At 69.9% G+C, this 18,592-nt stretch carries 15 protein-coding genes and 1 rRNA gene; 10 read left to right on the forward strand and 6 right to left on the reverse strand.

The genetic code is table 11. The features are described 5' to 3' along the window. Positions 1 to 221: 221 nt before the first annotated feature. A 5S ribosomal RNA gene (gene rrf, locus ACGLYG10_RS04220) occupies positions 222 to 343 on the forward strand. A gap of 1,515 nt (positions 344 to 1,858) precedes the next feature. Here the strand turns inward: rrf and ACGLYG10_RS04225 are convergent. Then, a complete protein-coding gene (locus tag ACGLYG10_RS04225) occupies positions 1,859 to 3,778 on the reverse strand; it encodes a dolichyl-phosphate-mannose--protein mannosyltransferase (RefSeq protein WP_073328230.1) in 1,920 nt (639 codons plus the stop codon). Between the two features lie 36 nt (positions 3,779 to 3,814). Between ACGLYG10_RS04225 and rsmI the strand changes: the two genes are divergently transcribed. After that, a complete protein-coding gene (rsmI, locus tag ACGLYG10_RS04230; protein ID WP_244542573.1) occupies positions 3,815 to 4,795 on the forward strand; it encodes a 16S rRNA (cytidine(1402)-2'-O)-methyltransferase in 981 nt (326 codons plus the stop codon). Between the two features lie 25 nt (positions 4,796 to 4,820). On the opposite strand, the gene ACGLYG10_RS04235 is transcribed toward rsmI, so the two are convergent. The 3 genes from ACGLYG10_RS04235 to ACGLYG10_RS04245 all read right to left on the reverse strand — a co-directional run bounded on the left by ACGLYG10_RS04235 (position 4,821) and on the right by ACGLYG10_RS04245 (position 7,012). Beyond that, positions 4,821 to 5,570, reverse strand: a complete 750-nt coding sequence (locus ACGLYG10_RS04235; protein ID WP_073328233.1) for a hypothetical protein — start codon at positions 5,568 to 5,570, stop codon at positions 4,821 to 4,823. Between the two features lie 110 nt (positions 5,571 to 5,680). After that, positions 5,681 to 6,175, reverse strand: a complete 495-nt coding sequence (locus ACGLYG10_RS04240) for a hypothetical protein (protein WP_139240815.1) — start codon at positions 6,173 to 6,175, stop codon at positions 5,681 to 5,683. Positions 6,176 to 6,460: 285 nt separating this feature from the next. Beyond that, on the reverse strand, positions 6,461 to 7,012 hold the full coding sequence (locus ACGLYG10_RS04245) for a hypothetical protein (protein WP_139240817.1): 552 nt from the start codon (positions 7,010 to 7,012) through the stop codon (positions 6,461 to 6,463). A gap of 134 nt (positions 7,013 to 7,146) precedes the next feature. Here ACGLYG10_RS04245 and metG point away from each other — a divergent pair, with 134 nt between their 5' ends. The 3 genes from metG to ACGLYG10_RS04260 all read left to right on the forward strand — a co-directional run bounded on the left by metG (position 7,147) and on the right by ACGLYG10_RS04260 (position 10,950). After that, complete coding sequence (gene metG / locus ACGLYG10_RS04250) at positions 7,147 to 8,997, forward strand: methionine--tRNA ligase (protein WP_073328240.1); 1,851 nt, start codon at positions 7,147 to 7,149, stop codon at positions 8,995 to 8,997. Next, complete coding sequence (locus ACGLYG10_RS04255) at positions 8,994 to 9,926, forward strand: TatD family hydrolase (RefSeq protein ID WP_073328243.1); 933 nt, start codon at positions 8,994 to 8,996, stop codon at positions 9,924 to 9,926. The genes metG and ACGLYG10_RS04255 overlap by 4 nt, the downstream gene beginning before the upstream one ends. A 79-nt stretch (positions 9,927 to 10,005) precedes the next feature. Next, entirely contained in the window at positions 10,006 to 10,950 is a 945-nt protein-coding gene (locus ACGLYG10_RS04260; RefSeq protein ID WP_073328245.1) for an aggregation-promoting factor C-terminal-like domain-containing protein, read from the forward strand. Positions 10,951 to 11,000: 50 nt separating this feature from the next. Here the strand turns inward: ACGLYG10_RS04260 and ACGLYG10_RS04265 are convergent, their stop codons facing one another. Next, a complete protein-coding gene (locus ACGLYG10_RS04265) occupies positions 11,001 to 11,513 on the reverse strand; it encodes a hypothetical protein (RefSeq protein WP_139240819.1) in 513 nt (170 codons plus the stop codon). 892 nt (positions 11,514 to 12,405) lie between these two features. On the opposite strand from ACGLYG10_RS04265, the gene ACGLYG10_RS16800 reads away from it, so the two are divergent. From ACGLYG10_RS16800 to ACGLYG10_RS04285, 4 genes are all read left to right on the forward strand, one after another. Beyond that, a complete protein-coding gene (locus ACGLYG10_RS16800; protein WP_073328251.1) occupies positions 12,406 to 13,227 on the forward strand; it encodes a resuscitation-promoting factor in 822 nt (273 codons plus the stop codon). 119 nt (positions 13,228 to 13,346) lie between these two features. Then, positions 13,347 to 14,300, forward strand: coding sequence for a 16S rRNA (adenine(1518)-N(6)/adenine(1519)-N(6))-dimethyltransferase RsmA (rsmA, locus tag ACGLYG10_RS04275; RefSeq protein WP_073328253.1), 954 nt, complete (start codon positions 13,347 to 13,349; stop codon positions 14,298 to 14,300). Next, the gene (locus ACGLYG10_RS04280) at positions 14,297 to 15,262 is read left to right on the forward strand and encodes a 4-(cytidine 5'-diphospho)-2-C-methyl-D-erythritol kinase (RefSeq protein ID WP_073328256.1); all 966 of its coding nucleotides are present in this window, start codon (positions 14,297 to 14,299) and stop codon (positions 15,260 to 15,262) included. The genes rsmA and ACGLYG10_RS04280 overlap by 4 nt, the downstream gene beginning before the upstream one ends. After that, positions 15,262 to 17,118: an ABC-F family ATP-binding cassette domain-containing protein gene (locus ACGLYG10_RS04285; protein ID WP_073328258.1), complete on the forward strand. Its 1,857-nt coding sequence runs from the start codon at positions 15,262 to 15,264 to the stop codon at positions 17,116 to 17,118. Before ACGLYG10_RS04280 ends, ACGLYG10_RS04285 begins: the two co-directional genes overlap by 1 nt. Positions 17,119 to 17,134: 16 nt before the next feature. Here ACGLYG10_RS04285 and ACGLYG10_RS04290 read toward each other — a convergent pair whose 3' ends face one another. After that, positions 17,135 to 17,719, reverse strand: a complete 585-nt coding sequence (locus ACGLYG10_RS04290) for a hypothetical protein (RefSeq protein WP_073328261.1) — start codon at positions 17,717 to 17,719, stop codon at positions 17,135 to 17,137. 62 nt (positions 17,720 to 17,781) lie between these two features. Here ACGLYG10_RS04290 and ACGLYG10_RS04295 point away from each other — a divergent pair, with 62 nt between their 5' ends. Then, on the forward strand, positions 17,782 to 18,510 hold the full coding sequence (locus ACGLYG10_RS04295) for an FHA domain-containing protein (RefSeq protein ID WP_244542574.1): 729 nt from the start codon (positions 17,782 to 17,784) through the stop codon (positions 18,508 to 18,510). Positions 18,511 to 18,592 lie beyond the last annotated feature (82 nt).

Here is an 18,592-nt window from a genome sequence, read left to right on the forward strand (position 1 = left end):
GCGGCTTGACGCGTGGGGCTTCCACAAGCAGCAGTGTTCAACCGGCAAACAACATGAGTTGAGTAGTTCTTTCAATCACTTGGTTTGTTTTTTGCGTCCGCTGTACGGTTCACAGGCAACCCACCCCCGGGCGGGTGCTGATATGTGAACAGGGTGTGTGGTGCGTGCGCGAGCGCCCGCCTGGCCTGGTTGTTTCTGGGTGGGTGTGGGTTGGTGTGTGTGCCGGTGGTCATAGCGGGGTGGGTCATGCCCGGTCTTTCCTTTCCGAACCCGGAAGCCAAGCCCCCCAGCGCCGATGGTACTGCCCCCGGAAGGCGGGTGGGAGAGTAGGACACTGCCGGCACGCTCACGAACCCACACCCACAACCACACCCCGGGGCCCCGGCCCGGGGGGCACACACCACACACACCCAGCACAGCCCACACCAGACACCAACGCGGCAAAGCAGCCGCACCAGCCCACAAACCACGAGCCCACACAGGCCGCACACACGGAAATACGAGTGGGCAGACACCACAGCCAAAGGCCCAGGGGCCGTGCGCGATCACTGTCATCTGCGCTTGATTCCCGGAAACATGATCAGGGCAACACGGCAACGGTGAGGCGGTGCGACCTTCGCAGGCACGCCCGTACTGGCTCGAGCCGCGAACCTCAGCCGGGCACGTACTCACCGAGGGGCCCCTTGGCCGTGTGCTCGGCAACGGGGTACTCGACTGCTACGCCTGTTCGCGGTCTACTACGCCACTTGGTCGTCTGTTGAAGGGCTCCGAGGTATACAGCGGACCGTTAACCGGCGTAGTAGACGGTGAAGTGGCGTAACAGACGCCCCCAGCTCACGGGCGCCAGCCGGCATAGCATGACTTGTGGGTACTAAACCGGCTCTTCCGGTTTGAGGGTGTGGTGCTTCCGGCGTGGTGGCTTCGGTCCGGGTTGCGGTGGTTGTGGTTGGGGTGGTGAGGTCGGTGTCGGGTCGGCGGGGACGTTCTCGGGGGCGGATGAGGTCGATGTCGGGCCGGCGTGGTCGTGCTCGGGCCGGCGTGGTCGTGCTCGGGCCGGCGTGGTCGTGCTCGGTAGGTGCTGCTCTGCCGAGAACGTCCTCGTCATCCCCAAACCCTCCACATGCGGGAGGGTTTGGGGCTTACGAGGACGTATTCGACCAGTGTCGGGCGCACGAGGACGTTTTCGGGCCGGCGAGGGCGTCCTCAGGCCGGTAGGGGCGTCCTCGCCGCCGGCCGGGCGGAGTGCTCGAGGACGCGGGTTGAACCTCCACGGCGCCGGCTCACCACGCCAGAACGCCTGGCCTGGCTGCACTTGGCTGCCGACAGCTCCGGCGCCCGGAAGCGGGACCGTCTGCAACGCCACTTCGCCGTCTGCAACGCCACTTCGGCGTTAACAACGCCAGTTAACCGTCTGCTGAAGGCCCCAGAGGTATACAGCAGAGCGTTAAGTAGCGTTGTTAACGCCCAGCCGGCGTACCAAACACCCCACCCCACGTCACCCCACCCCATGCCATGTCCCAGGACATCGGCAGCACTCCTGCCGCCGCCCCAGACAACCACCACACCCCCAAACCGGAAGAGCCACTAAACCGTCACGACTCAGGTTACGCCCCGGGTAGGGCCCACGGTTGGCCCCCCGGCGTCGGTTTGGACCGCTCCAGCAGGAGGTGCCCGGGGCAGGGCCCGCGGAACGCGGACTCCGGCGGGCCCTACCGTGCGGCCGAGAGCTCAGCCGCACGTACCACATGGGGCGCCGGGCCTGCCGGCCCGGGAAGTGCCCCACCGCAGTCGCGCGCAGCGGAATGCCCCGTAGCTCCAACCAGGGGGACAAGACAGGGCTACCCCGTGGACGCCGGCCCTAGATCCAAGAACTCAGCCACATGTGCCAGTGCCAGAACGTGTAGGACACGGTCTGTCCGGTCCAAATCGGCCACCACGCCACCGTGAACATCGCAGCGAGCACAATCACGCCGGCCATCAGTGCCAGTCCTTCTCCGCGCAGGCGCCAATGCGGTACGCCCGTCCAGGCTTCGGGAAGACGGGTGCGCGTTGCACGCATGCCGAAGCCGAAATATGCGGCCACGGCGCCACGTGGATAGGGGAGCCCCGGCCCAATCCGTCCCTCCGCGATCAGACGCGCCTCCTCACGCTCGGCTGCCGACCCGGGCACGGGCGTGAGCATGCCGGAAACTGCGCCCAGTGCCAACACCAGCACCAGCACCATGCACGGTTCGAACGCCACCGTGTAGAAGGTGAAGATGGTCCGGTTGGAGTAGATGAACCACGGCAGGTAAAGGCCGACGTACCCGATCAGCGGCACCCAAACGCGCCAGTCGCGGCGGCCGATTGCCAGTACCACGATCACGAAGACCAGTGCCAGCACGGCCGCCCACCAGATGGGTATGTTGCCGATCGAGGTGATGGCCTGGATACAGCGGCCCGAACCACAATCGGCGCCGGCCAGCTCCTCAGAGCCCTTCCAGTACAACGACGTCGGCCGCCACTGCACCAGCCAGCCGATCGGCTTCGACATGTAGGGATGCTCGGTGTCCAGGCCAACGTGGAAGTTGTACATCGACAGGTGGTACTCGAGCAGGTCGTTGAGGGAATCCGGTAGCCAGGAGCGCGCCACCGTGCCGGTCTCCGCGCGCTGCGCCGCCGCCCAGCCGCGGTAGTAGGCGCCGTCGTGCAAGAACCACGAACCCCAGCCGGCCCCCAGATAGACGATGAAGGCCACCGGCACCAGGCGAATGAAATCCCCAACGCCGCGCGCAACGGTCCCCTCGAGGAACCAGGCGCGCGCCCCGACCCGGCGCAGCGCCAACGTATCCCAGACGACCACAAGAATCCCGATCGCAGCCAGCAGGTAGGCGCCGGACCACTTCACCGAACAGGTCAGCCCGGCGGCGATGCCCGCCCCAATCAGCCACGGGCGCAGGTGTGCCCGCGGTGCCAGGGGCGCAGGCACCTCCGCAGCGATGGGCACGCCCGCGAAGTCGGCCGCCAGGCGCGCCCGGGACCATTCCCGGTCGCGCACGACGCAGTAGAGCGCGAGCGTCGCGAACAGGCCGATGAACCCGTCCAACAGTCCGATCCGCGACTCGGTGATCCCTACACCATCGATCGCCAGCAATACCCCGGCCAGGCCGGCGAGCAACGGCGAACGGGTCAGCCGCAGCGTGAGCCGCGCCAGCACAATCACCGTCAAAACGCCCGCCAACGCCGGCATGACCCGCCAGCCGAAAGAAGAGTCCGCGCCGAAGATCTGCATACCCAGACCGATCAGCCATTTGCCCAGCTGCGGATGCACCACATAGCTGGGGTCGGTTGTCAGCGCAGAGAAGTCTCCCTGCGCGAACAGCTCATCGGCGCCGTCGCCCCACTTGGACTCGTAGCCGTTCTGCCACAGTGCGTAGCCGTCCTTGACGTAGTAGATCTCGTCAAACATGAGCTGATGCGGGTGACTCAGGCCAATCAGCCGCGTCAGCGCCGCCACCAGTCCAGCCAACGCGGTGGCCACCCAGCCGTTGATACGCGTCTGCCGCGGCAGTTCGGTGCCAAGCGGTTCCAGTCCCAGTAGAGACCGCAGCTGGTTCTCGCTGCGCGGAGTCTCGGTCTCACCGGGCTTACCGGCGTTGGTGTCGGTCTTGGAGGCGCTGTCGGTCTCGACGACGGCAGTCGCGGCAGCTGCCGCGTGCAGGGAGCCATCGCCGGGAGAGTCTCCTGGAGTAGGGGACGCGTCGGCGCCATCCGGTGAAGCAGCACAGGGTGAAGTCACGTCTGCGAGTCTAAGGCGGCCCGTCATACTGAGCCCATGAATAACGACATGAGTGATGCCACGCCCGCGGACGACAGCGGCGCGCCGGCGGCCGAGGCCGACCGGACGGCAGAAACACGGCCGGCGGCCCCGGAGGATGTCGCGCCGCCTGCGCCTTCGGTGGACGCCGCCCCGCGCCCGGGCACGATCACCCTGGCCGCGACCCCGATCGGGAACGTCGCCGACGCCTCCCCGCGCCTGCGCCGGGCCCTGGAGTGTGCCGACCTCATCGCCGCGGAGGACACCCGCCGCCTGTTCGCCCTGGCCCGCCGTCTGGGGGTGAGCGTGGGCGGCCGCGTGGTGGCCTTCCATGAGCACAACGAGGCCTCCCGGGCCCCCGAACTGCTTGCGGCCGCCCGTGCGGGCAGCGCCGTCTTGGTTGTCTCCGACGCCGGCATGCCGGGCATCTCGGACCCCGGCTACCGGCTGGTGGTGGCCGCCGTCGACGCCGACGTCCCGGTCACCGCCGCGCCCGGGCCCTCCGCCGTGCTTACCGCCCTGGTGCTCTCCGGACTGGCCACCGATCGCTTCACCTTCGAGGGTTTTCTCCCGCGCAAGGCGGGGGAGCGCGTCCGCGCCCTGACGGCGTTAGCGGATGAGCCGCGCACCATGGTGTTCCTGGAATCGCCCCGGCGCACCCACGAGACCCTGCGTGCCATGGGCCAGGCCTTCGGCGCGGACCGCCGTGCCGCACTGTGCCGGGAACTGACGAAGACGCACGAGGAGGTACAGCGCGCAACCCTGGGGGAACTCGCGGACGCCACGGCCGACGGCGTGCTGGGGGAGGTGGTGCTGGTGGTTGCCGGCGCCCCCGCCCGGGTGGTGGACCTACAGCAGGCTGCCGCCGAGGCGCTGGCCCTGGCGGACTCCGGCATGCGGCTGAAGGCTGCCGCCGCCGAGGTCGCCCCGCGGGCCGGTGCTCGCCCCAATGAGGTGTATCGGGCGGCGCTTGCCCGGCGCGACGCCGACGACGCCTAAAACGCCGGCGCCCGGAAGAAGAGGGCTAGACGCCCTGGCCGCCGTCGGGCGGGGGCAGCGGCCGGTAGACCACCTGCTGCGGGGCCAGGCCATAACCGACCGTCGGCGTTGCGGCGGGGGCGGGCTGCGGTGCCGACATCGGTGGTGCCGGAACGACGGTGGCTCCTGCAAGCGGATACAGTCGGCTCATCATGACGCGCGTGCGACGACGTCGGCGCGCCACCAGCCAGATCGCGCCGACTACGGTGCTGGTCAGGCCCGCCACGCAGAAGGGGATCGAAGTGACGGCCATGCGCAGGCTACGGCTCCACTCCGGGGACACGTTGGACTGGTTGATGGTGATCGCGCTTGTCCCGGTGCAGGCGACGTCGTAGGTGCCGGCGTTGGTCGACCGGAAGCCGAGCACCTGGGGCGGGTCGCTATTGTCATGATCCAGCGTATAGACATCCAGTGCCGTTCCCGCCGGGTCGAAGACCTTGCAGGCGACGTTGGCGTCGGCGGAGAAGAAGCCGTATTCGGTGTCCTCAAGCAGGGACAGCGCCGTCGACCGCCCACCCTGGTCGATCGCGACGGCGTCCTCCTCAAGCACACGCGGGGCAATCGCCACCGCTGCTGCGAACAGTGCTACCGCCACCAGCAGCGCCGCCACGCCCCCGATGGTGACGACGCGCGGCACCGTCAGTGAGGGCAGGCCGTCCGCGTCCACGCCTCGCGGGCGCTGCGGTGGTCCATTGACGCCCGGACCGGGCTGATTCCACACGGCCATCGCCTGCACCTCTACTTCCTGCCGGTACTTCCCGCCGGCGGGCCGCCGCCGACTCCCACGAGATTCAACCGTGACTTTACGTGACTTTACGGGGCGATGCCGTCTTCGTCAGCCGAACCTCACAGCCTGGTGCCTGCGGTTGGATATGCAGCCTGCGTCTGTAGAGCTCGCCTGTTGTGTGAATTGCGTACGACGAGCCAGATGATGCCGCCGATTGTGAGGGGAACACCGACGATGAACATGCAGACTGCGGCGAAGACGAGGAAAACGCTGCGTCCAACGTCCTGTGCTCCGATCGCGGGGCCGAAATACACGTCCTCACCGGCGACGGAGGTGGTGCAGGTGACGGTGTACTCGCCGGAGATGCCTGCCTCAACCGTGGCGAAGAGGAGGTGCCCGTTGACCGTCGTGTTTGACCACGGAGTGGCCAGCGTCGCCTCGGTGCCATCGGCGGCGGTTACGGAGCACTGTGAGTCCCCATTGCCGTAAAGGCCGTAAGTGACCGTGGAGTCCAACTGCACGCGGGTTGAGCCGTTGGCGTCAACGGGGCGCGGGTCGTGATCGAACCGGGTCATGTAGCCGGCGAAGGCCACAACGATCACGGCGGCCAACACGCACAGGACCACCCCAGACAGCAGCAGAATAAGCGGCCCCTTGTGTCCCTTGGGGCCGGTGCGGCAGGGGCGTAGGAGTTGGGGCCGGCGCCACGGGGCGCGGTCGCATAGGGGGAGCCGGGAGTCGGGGGGGGGTAGGACAATGGGTTACTCCGGTGCGGTAGAGGGCTGGTGGCGTCGGTTGTCGCGCTATCACGCTCACGATACGTGCCGTGTCGCCCGCAGGCGGCTTCCGTGAGTGACGGCGAGACGTTGGCGGGAAGCAGATCGACGTTGGTACGCCGACTATTCCCGGATGATTCCCCGGGTGGTTGCGGCGGGGCCGCGCCGGTTCGATCGGGCGCGCCTATTGTCGATAAAGTGCCAAATGCCCCCGAACGTAGCCAGCGGGAGGCCGACGAGGCCCATGCAGGTAGCGGTGATCGCTCCCCACCAACCGCAGTCGACGATCCGGAGGTCGGTCAGGCGCCCCACCGATACCTCCTGCTTCTCGTGCCCGGAACACGTGAAGGTGTGATCGCCGGTCGCTTCGGCCTCGATCACTCCGAGAATCCGATGATCGGCCACTGGCGTCTCCTCCGACGGCGGAAGAACCACGACGCCGTCCCCGTTCGGGCCGGTGACGGTGCAGTCCACGGTGCTATAACCCCACAGGCCATATGTGGTCGCCGCATCCAGGCTCACGGTGGTCACCCCAGCCGAATCCAGCGCCTGCAGGTCCCTGATGGGGCGCGCCATGGGTAGACAGATGGCCAGCCCGGCCAGCGCCACCAGGCACAGGACCACGCCGATGCGCAACGGGACTCGCGGTCTTCCAGACGCAGGCGGTCGGGGCATCGTGATCTCCTCCAAGCTCGATGACGCACACCTGGCGTGCTCGTCGCCGCCACCATAGGGGTGCCGGAGCCGCAAACACAGGGGGAGAACAACCCGGGGCCGTACCCGGCCGCGGGAACGGATAGGCTGCCCCCATGAGCCGTATCCTCTCCGCCGTCGCCTGGCCCTACGCCAACGGTCCCCGCCACATCGGACACGTCGCCGGCTTCGGCGTCCCGTCCGACGTCTTCTCCCGCTACATGCGCATGGCCGGCCACGACGTCCTCATGGTGTCCGGAACCGACGAGCACGGCACCCCGATCCTGGTTGCCGCCGACGAGGAGGGAATCAGCCCGCGCGAGTTGGCCGACCGCAACAACCGGCTCATCGTCGAGGACCTGGTGGCGCTCGGCCTGTCCTACGACCTGTTCACCCGCACCACCGCCGGCAACCACTACCGGGTGGTGCAGGACATGTTCCGCACCGTGCGCGACAACGGCTACATGGTCGAGCAGGTCACCCGCTCCGCGATCTCCCCCTCCACCGGCCGTACCCTGCCCGACCGCTACATCGAGGGCACCTGCCCGATCTGCGGCGCCGCCGGCGCCCGCGGCGACCAGTGCGACACCTGCGGCAACCAGCTCGACCCCACCGACCTGATCGACCCCCACTCCCGCATCAACGGGGAGACCCCCGAGTTCGTCGAGTCCACTCACTGGTTCCTGGACCTGCCCGCCCTGGCCGATGCGCTCGGCGCCTGGCTGGACGAGCGGGAGGCCTCCGGCGCCTGGCGTCCCAACGTCATCCGCTTCTCCAAGAACATCCTGGCGGAGATCCGCCCGCGCGCCATGACCCGCGACATCGACTGGGGCATCCCCATCCCCGGTTGGGAGGACCAGCCGAACAAGCGCCTGTACGTGTGGTTCGACGCCGTCATCGGCTACCTGTCCGCCTCCATCGAGTGGGCCCGCCGCAGCGGTGACCCCGAGGCCTGGCGCCAGTGGTGGAACGACCCGCAGGCCCTGTCCTACTACTTCATGGGCAAGGACAACATCGTCTTCCACTCCCAGATCTGGCCCGCCGAGCTGCTCGGCTACAACGGCCAGGGCGAGCGCGGCGGCGAGAGCGGCGACATGGGCGTGCTGAACCTGCCCACCGAGGTCGTCTCCAGCGAGTTCCTGACCATGGAGGGCCGCAAGTTCTCCTCCTCCCACGGCATCGTCATCTACGTGCGCGACTTCCTGGCCCGCTACCAGGCCGACGCCCTGCGCTACTTCATCTGCGCCGCCGGCCCCGAGACCGCCGACGCCGACTTCACCTGGGCGGAGTTCGTGCGCCGCACCAACGGCGAGCTCGTGGCCGGCTGGGGCAACCTGGTCAACCGCACCGCCGCCATGATCCACAAGCGCTTCGGCGCCATCCCCGCCCCGGGCGAGCTGGAGGACGTGGACCGCGCCCTGCTGGACGCCGTCGCCGCCGGCTTCGATACGGTCGGCGACCTGATCCGCCACCACCGGCAGAAGGCCGCGCTCGCCGAGGCCATGCGGCTGGTGGGCGAGGCCAACAAGTACATCGCCGACACCCAGCCCTTCAAACTCAAGGGGGAGGAGGGCAGCCCCGAACACCGGCGGCTGGCCACCGTGCTGCACACCCTCGCTCAGGTGGTGGTCGACCTGAACCTCATGCTCTCCCCGTTCCTGCCGCACGCCGCCAACGACGTCGATCGCGTCATGGGCGGCGAGGGCACCATCGCCCCCATGCCCCACATTGAGGAGGTGGACGAGCTCGACCCGCAGGTGCTGCCCGATGCCTTCACCGGCCGCACCGGCTACCCGATCATCACCGGCGACTACAGCGGCGTGCCCACGTGGGAGCGCCACCCCGTGGCGGTCGGTACGCCGATCGCCAAGCCCAAGCCCGTCTTCGTCAAGCTCGACGAGGCCATCGTGGAGGAGGAGCTGGCCCGCTACGCCGACTCCCAGCCCGACGACGTCACCGGCGCATGAGCCGCAAGCACCGCGACCGCTCCTGGCCGCCCGCCGACGCCGTCGCCCCTCTGGCGGCGCCGGTCACCGACAATCACACCCACCTGCCGGTTCCCGGAGAGGTTGCCGCCGGGCCCGGCGCCGACGCGCCGCTGGACGCCGCCGAACTGGTTGCCCGGGCAGCCGCGGTTGGAGTGACCGCCCTCATTACCTCCGCCGCGGAGACCACCGCCTGGGCGCCGAGCCTCACCCTTGCGCGTGAGCTTCCCGGCGTGCGGGTCGCGCTGGCCATCCACCCCAACGAGGCCGTCGCCCACGCCCGGGTGCGGGAGATCGGCCCCGACGGCCTGGAGCCCGTGCGCCTGCCCCACCACGACGAGCCCCTGGACGAGGCGGTCAGCCGCTTGGAGGCGCAGGTGCGCGGTAACCGGGACGTCGTCGTCGCCGTCGGGGAGACCGGCATGGACCTCTTCCGCACCGGTCCGCGCGGCGCCGCCGTCCAGCGTGAGGCCTTCCGCGAACACATCGCCCTGGCCAAGCAGCTCGATCTGCCGCTGCAGATCCACGACCGCGACGCCCACGCCGACTGCATCGAGATTCTGGAAGCCGACGGTGCCCCCGAGCGGACCGTCTTCCACTGCTTCAGCGGGGGAGCGGCCCTGGCCGAGGCCTGCGCCGAGCACGGCTGGTACGCCTCCGTGGCCGGTCCCATCACCTACCCGGCCAACGAGGAGCTGCGCTCCGCCGTCGCGGCCGTGCCCGACGAGCTGCTGCTGATTGAGACCGACGCGCCCTACTTGCCGCCGAAGCGCTGGCGCGGCCGCCCCAACGGCTCCTATCTGATGCCGGACACCGTACGTTTTCTCGCGCAATTGCGCGGATACGACGAGGTGAAAATGGCCGCCGTGCTGGCCCGCAACACCGCTCAGGCCTACGGCACATGGGTGTGAAATGTGTCAGTTTGTGTTGCTGAGCCACCCGTAGTCGGTTAGCGTGATCGGCAGTTGTCAACCGTTAGGAAGAATCCCCGTGGGTCGTCACTCCCAGAGCAGCTCCTTAAGCACAACGCTGGTTGAGCTTGGGGCACTGGCCTCAAAGAGCCTCACCAAAACCTCCGACGCACATGGCCGCCGTCGCGCCGACGGCCCCGCGAAGACCTCGATTTCGCCGGCGATGTACCGGGCGGGAGGGGTGGCCGCCACCCTGTCCCTGGCGGTTTCCGGCGGCGCCTACGCCGCCACCCAGTTCGGTGACTCCGGCGTCGCCCCCCTCACCGAGTCCCAGGCGCGCATGCAGGCCCTCGCCGCCTCCGGCGAGGACACCGCCGACGCCCTGGTTGTGGGCGGCGACGTGGCCGAAGTGACCGCGGTTTCCGAGGACGAGACCGATGAGTTCGAGCAGGTGGAGCAGGAGACGGATGCTCTGCCCGAGGGTGAGACCGAGGTGCAGACCGAGGGCGTTGACGGCGTCACTCGGGTGGTCTATCGCGTAACGAGCGTCGACGGCCAGGAGGTCTCCCGCGAGGTGATCTCCCGCGTGGTCGTCAGCGAGCGGGTCGACGAGGTGGTGCTGGTCGGCACCGGCACGGCTGCAGACACCAGCGGTGAGGACGCCGACACCGAAACCGAATCCACCACAACCACGGTGGCGGCTTCCGGTGACGGCACCACCGCTGCCTCCGCCCAGTCCATCGCCCAGTCGATGATGTCCTCCTACGGCTGGGACGACTCCCAGTTCACCTGCCTGGTCAGCCTGTGGAACCGCGAGTCCGGCTGGAACTACCAGGCCCAGAACGCCTCTTCCGGCGCCTACGGCATTCCTCAGGCACTGCCCGGCTCCAAGATGAGCTCCGTGGCCTCCGACTGGGCCACCAACCCCACCACTCAGATCAAGTGGGGCCTGGGCTACATCTCCGGGCGTTACGGCACCCCCTGCTCCGCCTGGGCCCACTCCGAGTCCACCGGCTGGTACTGATCCCCGCCGCACTCGTCACCGCACCGGTCGCAACGGCCGGTCTCGGTGCGTTACATCCACCGGCCTCGGCGTGTTAGATGTGCTGGTCCCGGCGAGGACGTCGGCGGGATCGGCTGCTGTAGGGCGGCGCGGCGCGTTAGCGCCGCCCCCTCGACGGCCGCGACGATGAGCGCCACAACCCATGCGAGCAGGTACGCGAGTACGAGTCCGTAGCCGATGGCTCCTGCGGCGTCGGAGGACATGCCGGCTCGAGTGAGAATGCCGTCGAACTCCGGCCAGTCGGTAAGTGCCGGTACCAGCGGAGGCCACAGCAGCGCCAGGGCGAGCACCACCAGCGCCGTCCGATTGGTCCACGGCGGCAGTTCCCGCCATGCATTGCTGTTGGGCGCCGCCGCGACACTGGCCAACAGCAGCTGCAGGAATAGCTGGATGAGCAGCGCGTAGGGGATGAAGAAGAGTTCCCACCCCACGGCGCCGTCAATCACGGATCCGATTACGGTCCACAACGGCAACAGCCCGCTGCACCACCACAGGTCCTTCACGCGCAACTGGATCACTCTCATATGGGTAGGTTAGGGGCGGCGTGAAAGACCGGCCATGGGGTGACCTGCCCATGCGCTGCCGCTCAAAACGCCTGGGGGTCGCCACTTCTACCGATCTCGGCACATAACCGGCTCTTCCGGTTTGTGGGTGTGGTGGGTGAGGGTGGGAGCTGTCAGCTGGGGTGCGGGGTGCGGGCCTGGTCGTTGATGCCCGCGCCGCCGGGTGCAGGCCGGCCGGGTTGTCTGGTGTGTTTTCCCGGGTGGGATCTGGCGCGTAGGTCGGCGCGGGCCCTGGCGGTTGGTACCTGTGGTTGACGGTTCGGCACTTAGCACCGGCGATTCGTACCCTCTCGTGGCGGTTCGGCACCTAGAGGTACGTACCGTCCCATAGGAGTACGAATCGTTGATCAGAAGGTACGTACTGTCGTCGGAAGTGTCGAATCGTCGACCCGAGAAGGGGGGCCCCGTCAGGCGAGCAGCCGAGTCCTCCCGCCCGGACCGCCGCATTCGAGAGGGTAGGGCCGGGGCTCGCCGCGTCCGCCGGGACCTGTTGTGGCCTGCCCGGGCTCGCGACGATCAATCGCGCCCGCCCTACCCGTGCCTGCCAGAGCAGCCCCGCTGGAACGTCCACAACGACCGCCACCAGGCCCTCACTTGTACATCACCACACCCCAAAACGCGAAGAGCCACATAACCGGCTCTTCCGGTTTGTGGGTGTGGTGGGTGTTGCCGGCCTGGTGGGCTGGTTGGCGGCGGTGAGGCCGGCCGGGACAGGTGCGGGTTTGCCCGCTCGCACCGGCGCCCCGATCCGTGACTGACGTCATTGTCCGCTGCCGCGCTCTTCGTTAGCGTGAATGGCAGTCGACGTCGAGTTCAAGGATTCGGTGGCGGCCGCCACCGACGAGAGGACCCCATGACACCCGTTAAAGATCTGCTTAAACCCGGCATGCTCCGCGCCGGAGGCGTCGCAGCGGCCCTGGCCCTGTCTGTCTCGGGCGGCGCCTACGCCGCGGTCCAGGCCGCCGCTCCGGGTGGTGACGCCGAGGCGCTCCCCGAAACCGCGGTGGTCGCCTCGGCGGCGAGTGGAGACATCGCCGCCGACGCGGACGCCGCCGATGTGCTGGTCGCGGGCGGTGACGCGACCGAGGTCTCCTCGGTATCCGAGGACGAGGTCGATGAGTTCAAGCGGGTGGAGCAGGAGACGGATGCTCTGCCGGAGGGCGAGACCGAGGTACAGACCGCGGGTGTGAACGGGGTCACCCGAGTGGTCTACCAGGTCACCAGCGTGGACGGCCAGGAGACCTCACGCGAGGTGATCTCCCGCGTGGTGGTCAGCGAGCGCGTCGACGAGGTGGTGCTGGTCGGCACCGGTTCCACCACCGAGGACACCGCCGAGGCCGCGGACGCCTCCGCCGCTGCTTCCGACTCCGCCAGTTCCTCTGGTTCCACGGCGTCCAGCTCGAGCAGCTCGACTTCCGGCAGCGCATCGGCCGCCGACGACGCGGTGTGGGCGGCCCTGGCCCAGTGCGAGTCCGGCGGCAACGCGGCCACCAACACCGGCAACGGCTTCTACGGGCTGTACCAGTTCTCCCTGTCCACTTGGCAGGCGCTGGGCGGCACCGGCTACCCGCATGAGGCCGACGCCGCCACCCAGACCGCCATGGCCAAGAAGCTCCAGGCCCAGTCCGGCTGGGGCCAATGGCCGCACTGCGCCGCGCAGCTCGGCCTGCTCTGACCATCCGGGCGGCGCGGCACCGGCAACGCGGCGGTGCCGCGCCGCCCGGCCGTACCACCCCGCGTCGCCCAATTGGTCTCGCGGCGGCTCGATCACCGCGCCTGGCATAGGCTGGGCGCGTGCCCCAATCCGACGCCCGCGACAGCGACCCCGGCCTCCTCGGCCCCGCCGACATTCGCCGCCTCGCCCGCGCCCTGGACCTGCGCCCCTCCAAGACGCGCGGGCAGAACTTCGTCCATGACGCCGGCACCGTCCGCCGCATAGTGCGCCTGTCCGGCGTTGCCCCCGGCGAGACCGTCCTCGAGGTCGGTCCCGGGCTGGGCTCCCTGACCCTCGCCCTGCTTCAGGCCGGCGCCCGCGTCATCGCCGTAGAGATCGACCCCGTGCTGGCCCGCGCCCTGCCGGTCACCGTGGCCGACCGCCTGCCCGACGCCGCAGACCGCCTGGCGGTGCTGGCCGCCGACGCCCTGACCATAACCGGGCCGCAATCACTGCCTGCCCCGCCGCCCACGCGGCTGGTCGCCAACCTGCCCTACAACGTGGCCGTGCCCGTACTACTCAACGTGCTCGCTGCCCTGCCCAGCCTGCGCACCGCCACCATCATGGTGCAGGCGGAGGTCGCCGATCGGCTCGCCGCCGCCCCCGGCTCGCGCACCTACGGGGTGCCCAGCGTCAAAGCCGCCTGGTACGGCGAGGTGCGCCGCGACGCCCGCATTGGACGCACCGTCTTCTGGCCCGCCCCCAACGTCGACTCCGCCGTCGTCACCCTCACCCGCCGCGAGCCCCCGGCCACCACCGCCACCCGCGAGCAGGTATTCGCCGTCGTCGACGCCGCCTTCGCCCAGCGCCGCAAGACCCTGCGCCGGGCGCTCGCGCCACTCGCCGGCTCGCCTGCGGCCGTGGAGGTGGCCGCCCGCGCTGCCGGCATCGACCCCGGCGCCCGCGGCGAGAGCCTGGACGTGACCGCCTTCGCCGCCCTGACCCAGGCCCTGGCCGAAGCCGGCGACCTGCCCGCCGCCCCGGGCGCCGCCGTCGCCCCGGCATCGACGCAACCGGATAGGAACCAGACATGAACCCACTGCACGCCGTTCCCGGGGCCGCCCCGCAGCCGCCCCGCTCCGGATCACTGACGCAGGTGCGCGTGGAAGCGCCCGGCAAGGTCAACCTGTTCCTGTCCGCCGGTGTCCCCGGCCCCGACGGCTACCATCCCCTGACCACCGTCTTCCAGGCCGTTCGGCTGATCGAGACCGTCACCGCGCGCCGCCAGGCCGCCGACCTGCGCGGCACCATCACCCTGACCCTGGCCGAGCCGGACCCCACCGTCCCCACCGACGCCACCAATCTGGCCGTGCGCGCGGCGGCCCTGCTGGCCGAAACCACCGGCGTGGGGGATGGTGTCGACCTGCTGCTGCGCAAGCGCGTCCCCGTTGCCGGCGGCATGGCCGGCGGTTCCGCCGATGCCGCCGCCGCCCTGGTCGCCTGCAACGCCCTGTGGGGCACCGCGCTCACCCAGGCCGAACTGTCCGGGCTCGCCGCCGAACTCGGCGCGGACGTGCCCTTCCCGCTGCACGGCGCCACCGCAGTCGGACACGGCCGCGGCGACCGGCTCACCCCCCTGCTGGCCCGCGGCACCTACCACTGGGTTTTCGCCACCTCCGCGCAGGGACTGTCCACCCCCGCCGTCTTCCGCCGCTTTGACGAGCTCACCCCCGTGGCCGCAGCCCCCGCCGATGTGCCCGCCGCGTTGACCGCCGCCCTGCGCGACGGTGACACCGCCGCCCTGGCCGCCGCCCTGCACAACGACCTGCAGCCCGCCGCCCTGGACCTGCGTCCGCAGCTGGCCGAGGTCATCGCCCTGGCCGAGTCCGCCGGCGCCCTGCGCGCGATCGTCTCCGGCTCCGGCCCGACCATCGCCGCTCTGGCACCCGACCCGACCACCGCGGCCGCCGTGGCCAACGCCCTGAATGCGTCTGGCCTGGTCGCCGGCGCCCTGCGCGCCGACGCCCCCATTGCCGGCGCCCGGATGGTGGGCTGATGGCGCACCTACTCGGCGTCGAATCCGTCCGCGCCACCGTCGGCCCCCGCATCCTGCTCGACGACGTCAACCTCGGCATTGAGGACGGCGACCGCGTCGGCGTGCTCGGCCCCAATGGCGCCGGCAAGTCCACCCTGCTGGCCCTGCTGGCCGGCACCCGGGAGCCCGACTCCGGCCGTGTCACCCGCGCCGGGGACACCCGCGCCGCGCTGCTGTCCCAGTCGGACCGGTTCGCCCCGGAAGCCACCGTGCGCACCGCCGTGCACGGTGCCGCCCCCGAGCACGCCTGGGCCTCCGACCCGGCGGTGCGCGACATCCACGCCGGCCTACTGGCCGACCTCGATCTGGACGCCCCGGTCTCCTCCCTGTCCGGCGGGCAGCGTCGCCGCGTCGCCCTGGCCGCCGTCCTGACCGCCGACGCCGACCTGGTCATCCTCGACGAGCCCACCAACCACCTGGATGTGGAGGGCGTCGACTGGCTCGCCCGCCACTTGTCCGCCCGCTTCTCGCGCCGCCGCGACGCCGGCGCCCTGGTCACCGTCACCCACGACCGCTGGTTCCTGGACGCCGTATGCAACCATGTGTGGGAGGTCGTACCCGGCGTGGACCCCGGCGGCAACCGCCCCCAGATTCCCGGGCGGGTGGAGACCTACGACGGCGGTTATGCCGCCTACGTGCTGGCTCGCGCCGAGCGCGCCCGCCTGGCCGCGACCGCCGCCGCCAAGCGCCAGAACCTGCTGCGCAAGGAGCTGGCCTGGCTGCGTCGCGGCGCTCCCGCCCGCACCTCCAAGCCGCGCTTTCGCATCGACGCCGCCGAGGCCCTCATCGCCGACGTGCCACCACCGCGCGACACCGTGGAACTCGCCGCCATGGCCACCGCCCGGCTGGGCAAGAAGGTCATCGACCTGGAAGACGTCAGCGTTGACTACCCCGACCCCGCCGCCCCCACCGGGCGGCGAGAGGTGCTGCGCCGGGTCACCTGGCGACTCGCACCGGGCGAGCGCGTCGGCGTCGTCGGCGTCAACGGCGCCGGCAAGACCACTCTGCTGCGGCTACTGGAGGGCACTCTCGCCCCCACTCGCGGGCGGGTCGTGCGCGGCCAGACCGTCGCCGTCGCCACCCTGTCGCAGACCACGCATGAACTCGACCCGCTGGCCGAGATGCGCGTGGTCGACGCCGTCGCCATGGTCGGGGAACGCACCCTGGTCGCCGGCAAGGAGCTGACGGCCGCGCAACTGGTGGAAAGGCTCGGCTTCACCCGCTCGCGCGCCTGGACGCGCGTGGGGGAGATCTCCGGCGGGGAGCGGCGCCGCCTGCAGCTGCTGCGGCTGCTGATGGGGGAGCCCAACGTGTTGCTGCTGGACGAGCCCACTAACGACCTGGACACCGACACGCTCGCCGCCATCGAGGACCTACTCGACTCCTTCCCCGGCACGCTCGTGGTCGTCTCCCACGACCGCTACCTGCTTGAGCGAGTCACCGACCACCAGGTCGCCTTGCTCGGGGACGGCGCCCTCCAGGATCTGCCCGGGGGAGTGGAGCAGTACCTGCAACTGCGCCGCGAGGCGTCCGACGCCGCACAGGCGGCCTCCCGACAGTCCCATTCCGCCCCGGCGGCCTCCGCGCGCAGTGGCGCCGCGCTGCATGCCGCACGCAAGGAACTCGCCCGCCTCGAGCGCCGCCTGGAGAAGACGACGGCCCATATCGACGAGCTGAACCGGCAGATGGAGCTGGCCTCGGCGCAGGTAGACGTGGAACAGCTCACCGAACTAGGCCGGCAGCTCGCCCGGGCCGAGGCCGAGCGGGAGGAGTTGGAGGCCCAGTGGCTCCAGGCCGCCGAAGCGGCCGAGTACTAACCGGCTGTTTCGAAGCTCACTGGCCGGGTGACTCGTTGAACACGTCCACCGGGGCCACCGCCTGGCCGAGGGAGACGATGTCATCCAGCGCGCCGGCCACCACTTCCGGGCTGGCCTTCCACGCGCGCATGACCAGGTCGACCGGAACGGTCGGCAGTCCCGCCATGCGCAGCACGACCATGGCGCTGGGGTGGGCGGTTGTGCCCGGGGCGGTGTCCGTTGACACGGCCTGGAATCCGGCCGTCTGCGGCGTGGGGCGCAGCCGCTGCGGTTCGGACTGTGGAAGCAGGTCGGCGATCAGTGCGCGCTGGGTGGCCCGCCGCCCCTCCTTGGTGCCGTCGTCCTGAGCGATTACCAGGCTGAGGTCGACCGCGAAGATCTGATGTCCGCCCTCGCCGACGTGCAGCAGCCGCGCCAGGGAAACATCCCGCTCGGTGTGTCGCAGCTCCTCCAGCAGGTTCGCGAAGGCCGTGCGCCACTGGGGGCCGGTCATGTCGAGCATGCGGCTGCGGGTCTGCGCCTCCATGCGTGCCCACCCCGGCGGGGGAAACTCGGGGATGACGACCCAGCGGTCGAGGTTCGGGGAGACGGCGATCTGCATTGTGCTACTCCTTTAACAGGCCTGTGCAATATATCGGATGCGGCAGGACCTATGCTGTGTGGGTGGCCGACTCCGCTCCTTCACCGATCCCAGCCTCCCGGCGTCGGCGCGTGGTTAGCGGCATCGTGGACATCGCGATTATCGCTGCGGTCGGCATCCTGGCACCGCTGTCGCCCGCGGGTCGGCTGGCCGCGGGCCTGCTGACGGCGGCGCTGATGACTCTGGTGCAGGCGCTGACCGGTGCCAGCCCGGGGCAGTTGCTGACCTCGATACGGCTGCGGCGCGCGATCCGCCCCGCGGATCCTCCGGGGGCCGCGGCCGCCGAACGCGCCTGGCTGTTCACGCTGGCGGCCCTGCCGACATTCGGGGTGCTCCCGCTTGCCATGGTGGTGAGCATGGAGGCCGGCGGCTGGCACCGCACCTGGTATGACCGCATGGCTGGGACAATCGTGGTCGCCAAGGAGCGCAGCCCGGAACTGGTGCGGGTGGCGACGGCGAACGGGCGCCTGTTCACCGTGGCGCAGCCGACCGTGGTGGGGCGGGCGCCCGATCCGCTCCCGGGAAGGGCGAGCCGGCTATTGGTGGACTTCCAGGATGACCCATCGGTTTCCAAAACTCACGCGCTGTTGGAGCCGGTGCGCGGCGGCGTGCTCATAACCGACTTGTATTCGACCAACGGCACGCATGCGGAGGACGCCCACGGGGTTCATCGTTTGACTCCGGGGCGGGCGCAGACGGTGGAACGTGGACGGCGCGTCTACTTCGGAGATGCCGAATGCACAATTCAGTAACGGCTTGGGGCGGGGGCGCCCGCTTCGGCCACAGACGGGTAGTTAGTGGTGACGGGTTACGCCGGCCATTGCGGTTGGCGCG

Source organism: Actinomyces glycerinitolerans, assembly GCF_900098745.1.
GTDB lineage: Bacteria > Actinomycetota > Actinomycetes > Actinomycetales > Actinomycetaceae > Actinomyces > Actinomyces glycerinitolerans.

Coding starts and splice junctions, on each gene's coding strand:
- ACGLYG10_RS16800 (WP_073328251.1), top strand. CDS start 12,406: ATGACACCCGTTAAAGATCTGCTTAAACCCGGCATGCTCCGCGCCGGA.
- ACGLYG10_RS04245 (WP_139240817.1), bottom strand. CDS start 7,012: ATGCCCCGACCGCCTGCGTCTGGAAGACCGCGAGTCCCGTTGCGCATC.
- ACGLYG10_RS04285 (WP_073328258.1), top strand. CDS start 15,262: ATGGCGCACCTACTCGGCGTCGAATCCGTCCGCGCCACCGTCGGCCCC.
- ACGLYG10_RS04265 (WP_139240819.1), bottom strand. CDS start 11,513: ATGAGAGTGATCCAGTTGCGCGTGAAGGACCTGTGGTGGTGCAGCGGG.
- ACGLYG10_RS04255 (WP_073328243.1), top strand. CDS start 8,994: ATGAGCCGCAAGCACCGCGACCGCTCCTGGCCGCCCGCCGACGCCGTC.
- ACGLYG10_RS04280 (WP_073328256.1), top strand. CDS start 14,297: ATGAACCCACTGCACGCCGTTCCCGGGGCCGCCCCGCAGCCGCCCCGC.
- ACGLYG10_RS04290 (WP_073328261.1), bottom strand. CDS start 17,719: ATGCAGATCGCCGTCTCCCCGAACCTCGACCGCTGGGTCGTCATCCCC.
- metG (WP_073328240.1), top strand. CDS start 7,147: ATGAGCCGTATCCTCTCCGCCGTCGCCTGGCCCTACGCCAACGGTCCC.
- rsmI (WP_244542573.1), top strand. CDS start 3,815: ATGAATAACGACATGAGTGATGCCACGCCCGCGGACGACAGCGGCGCG.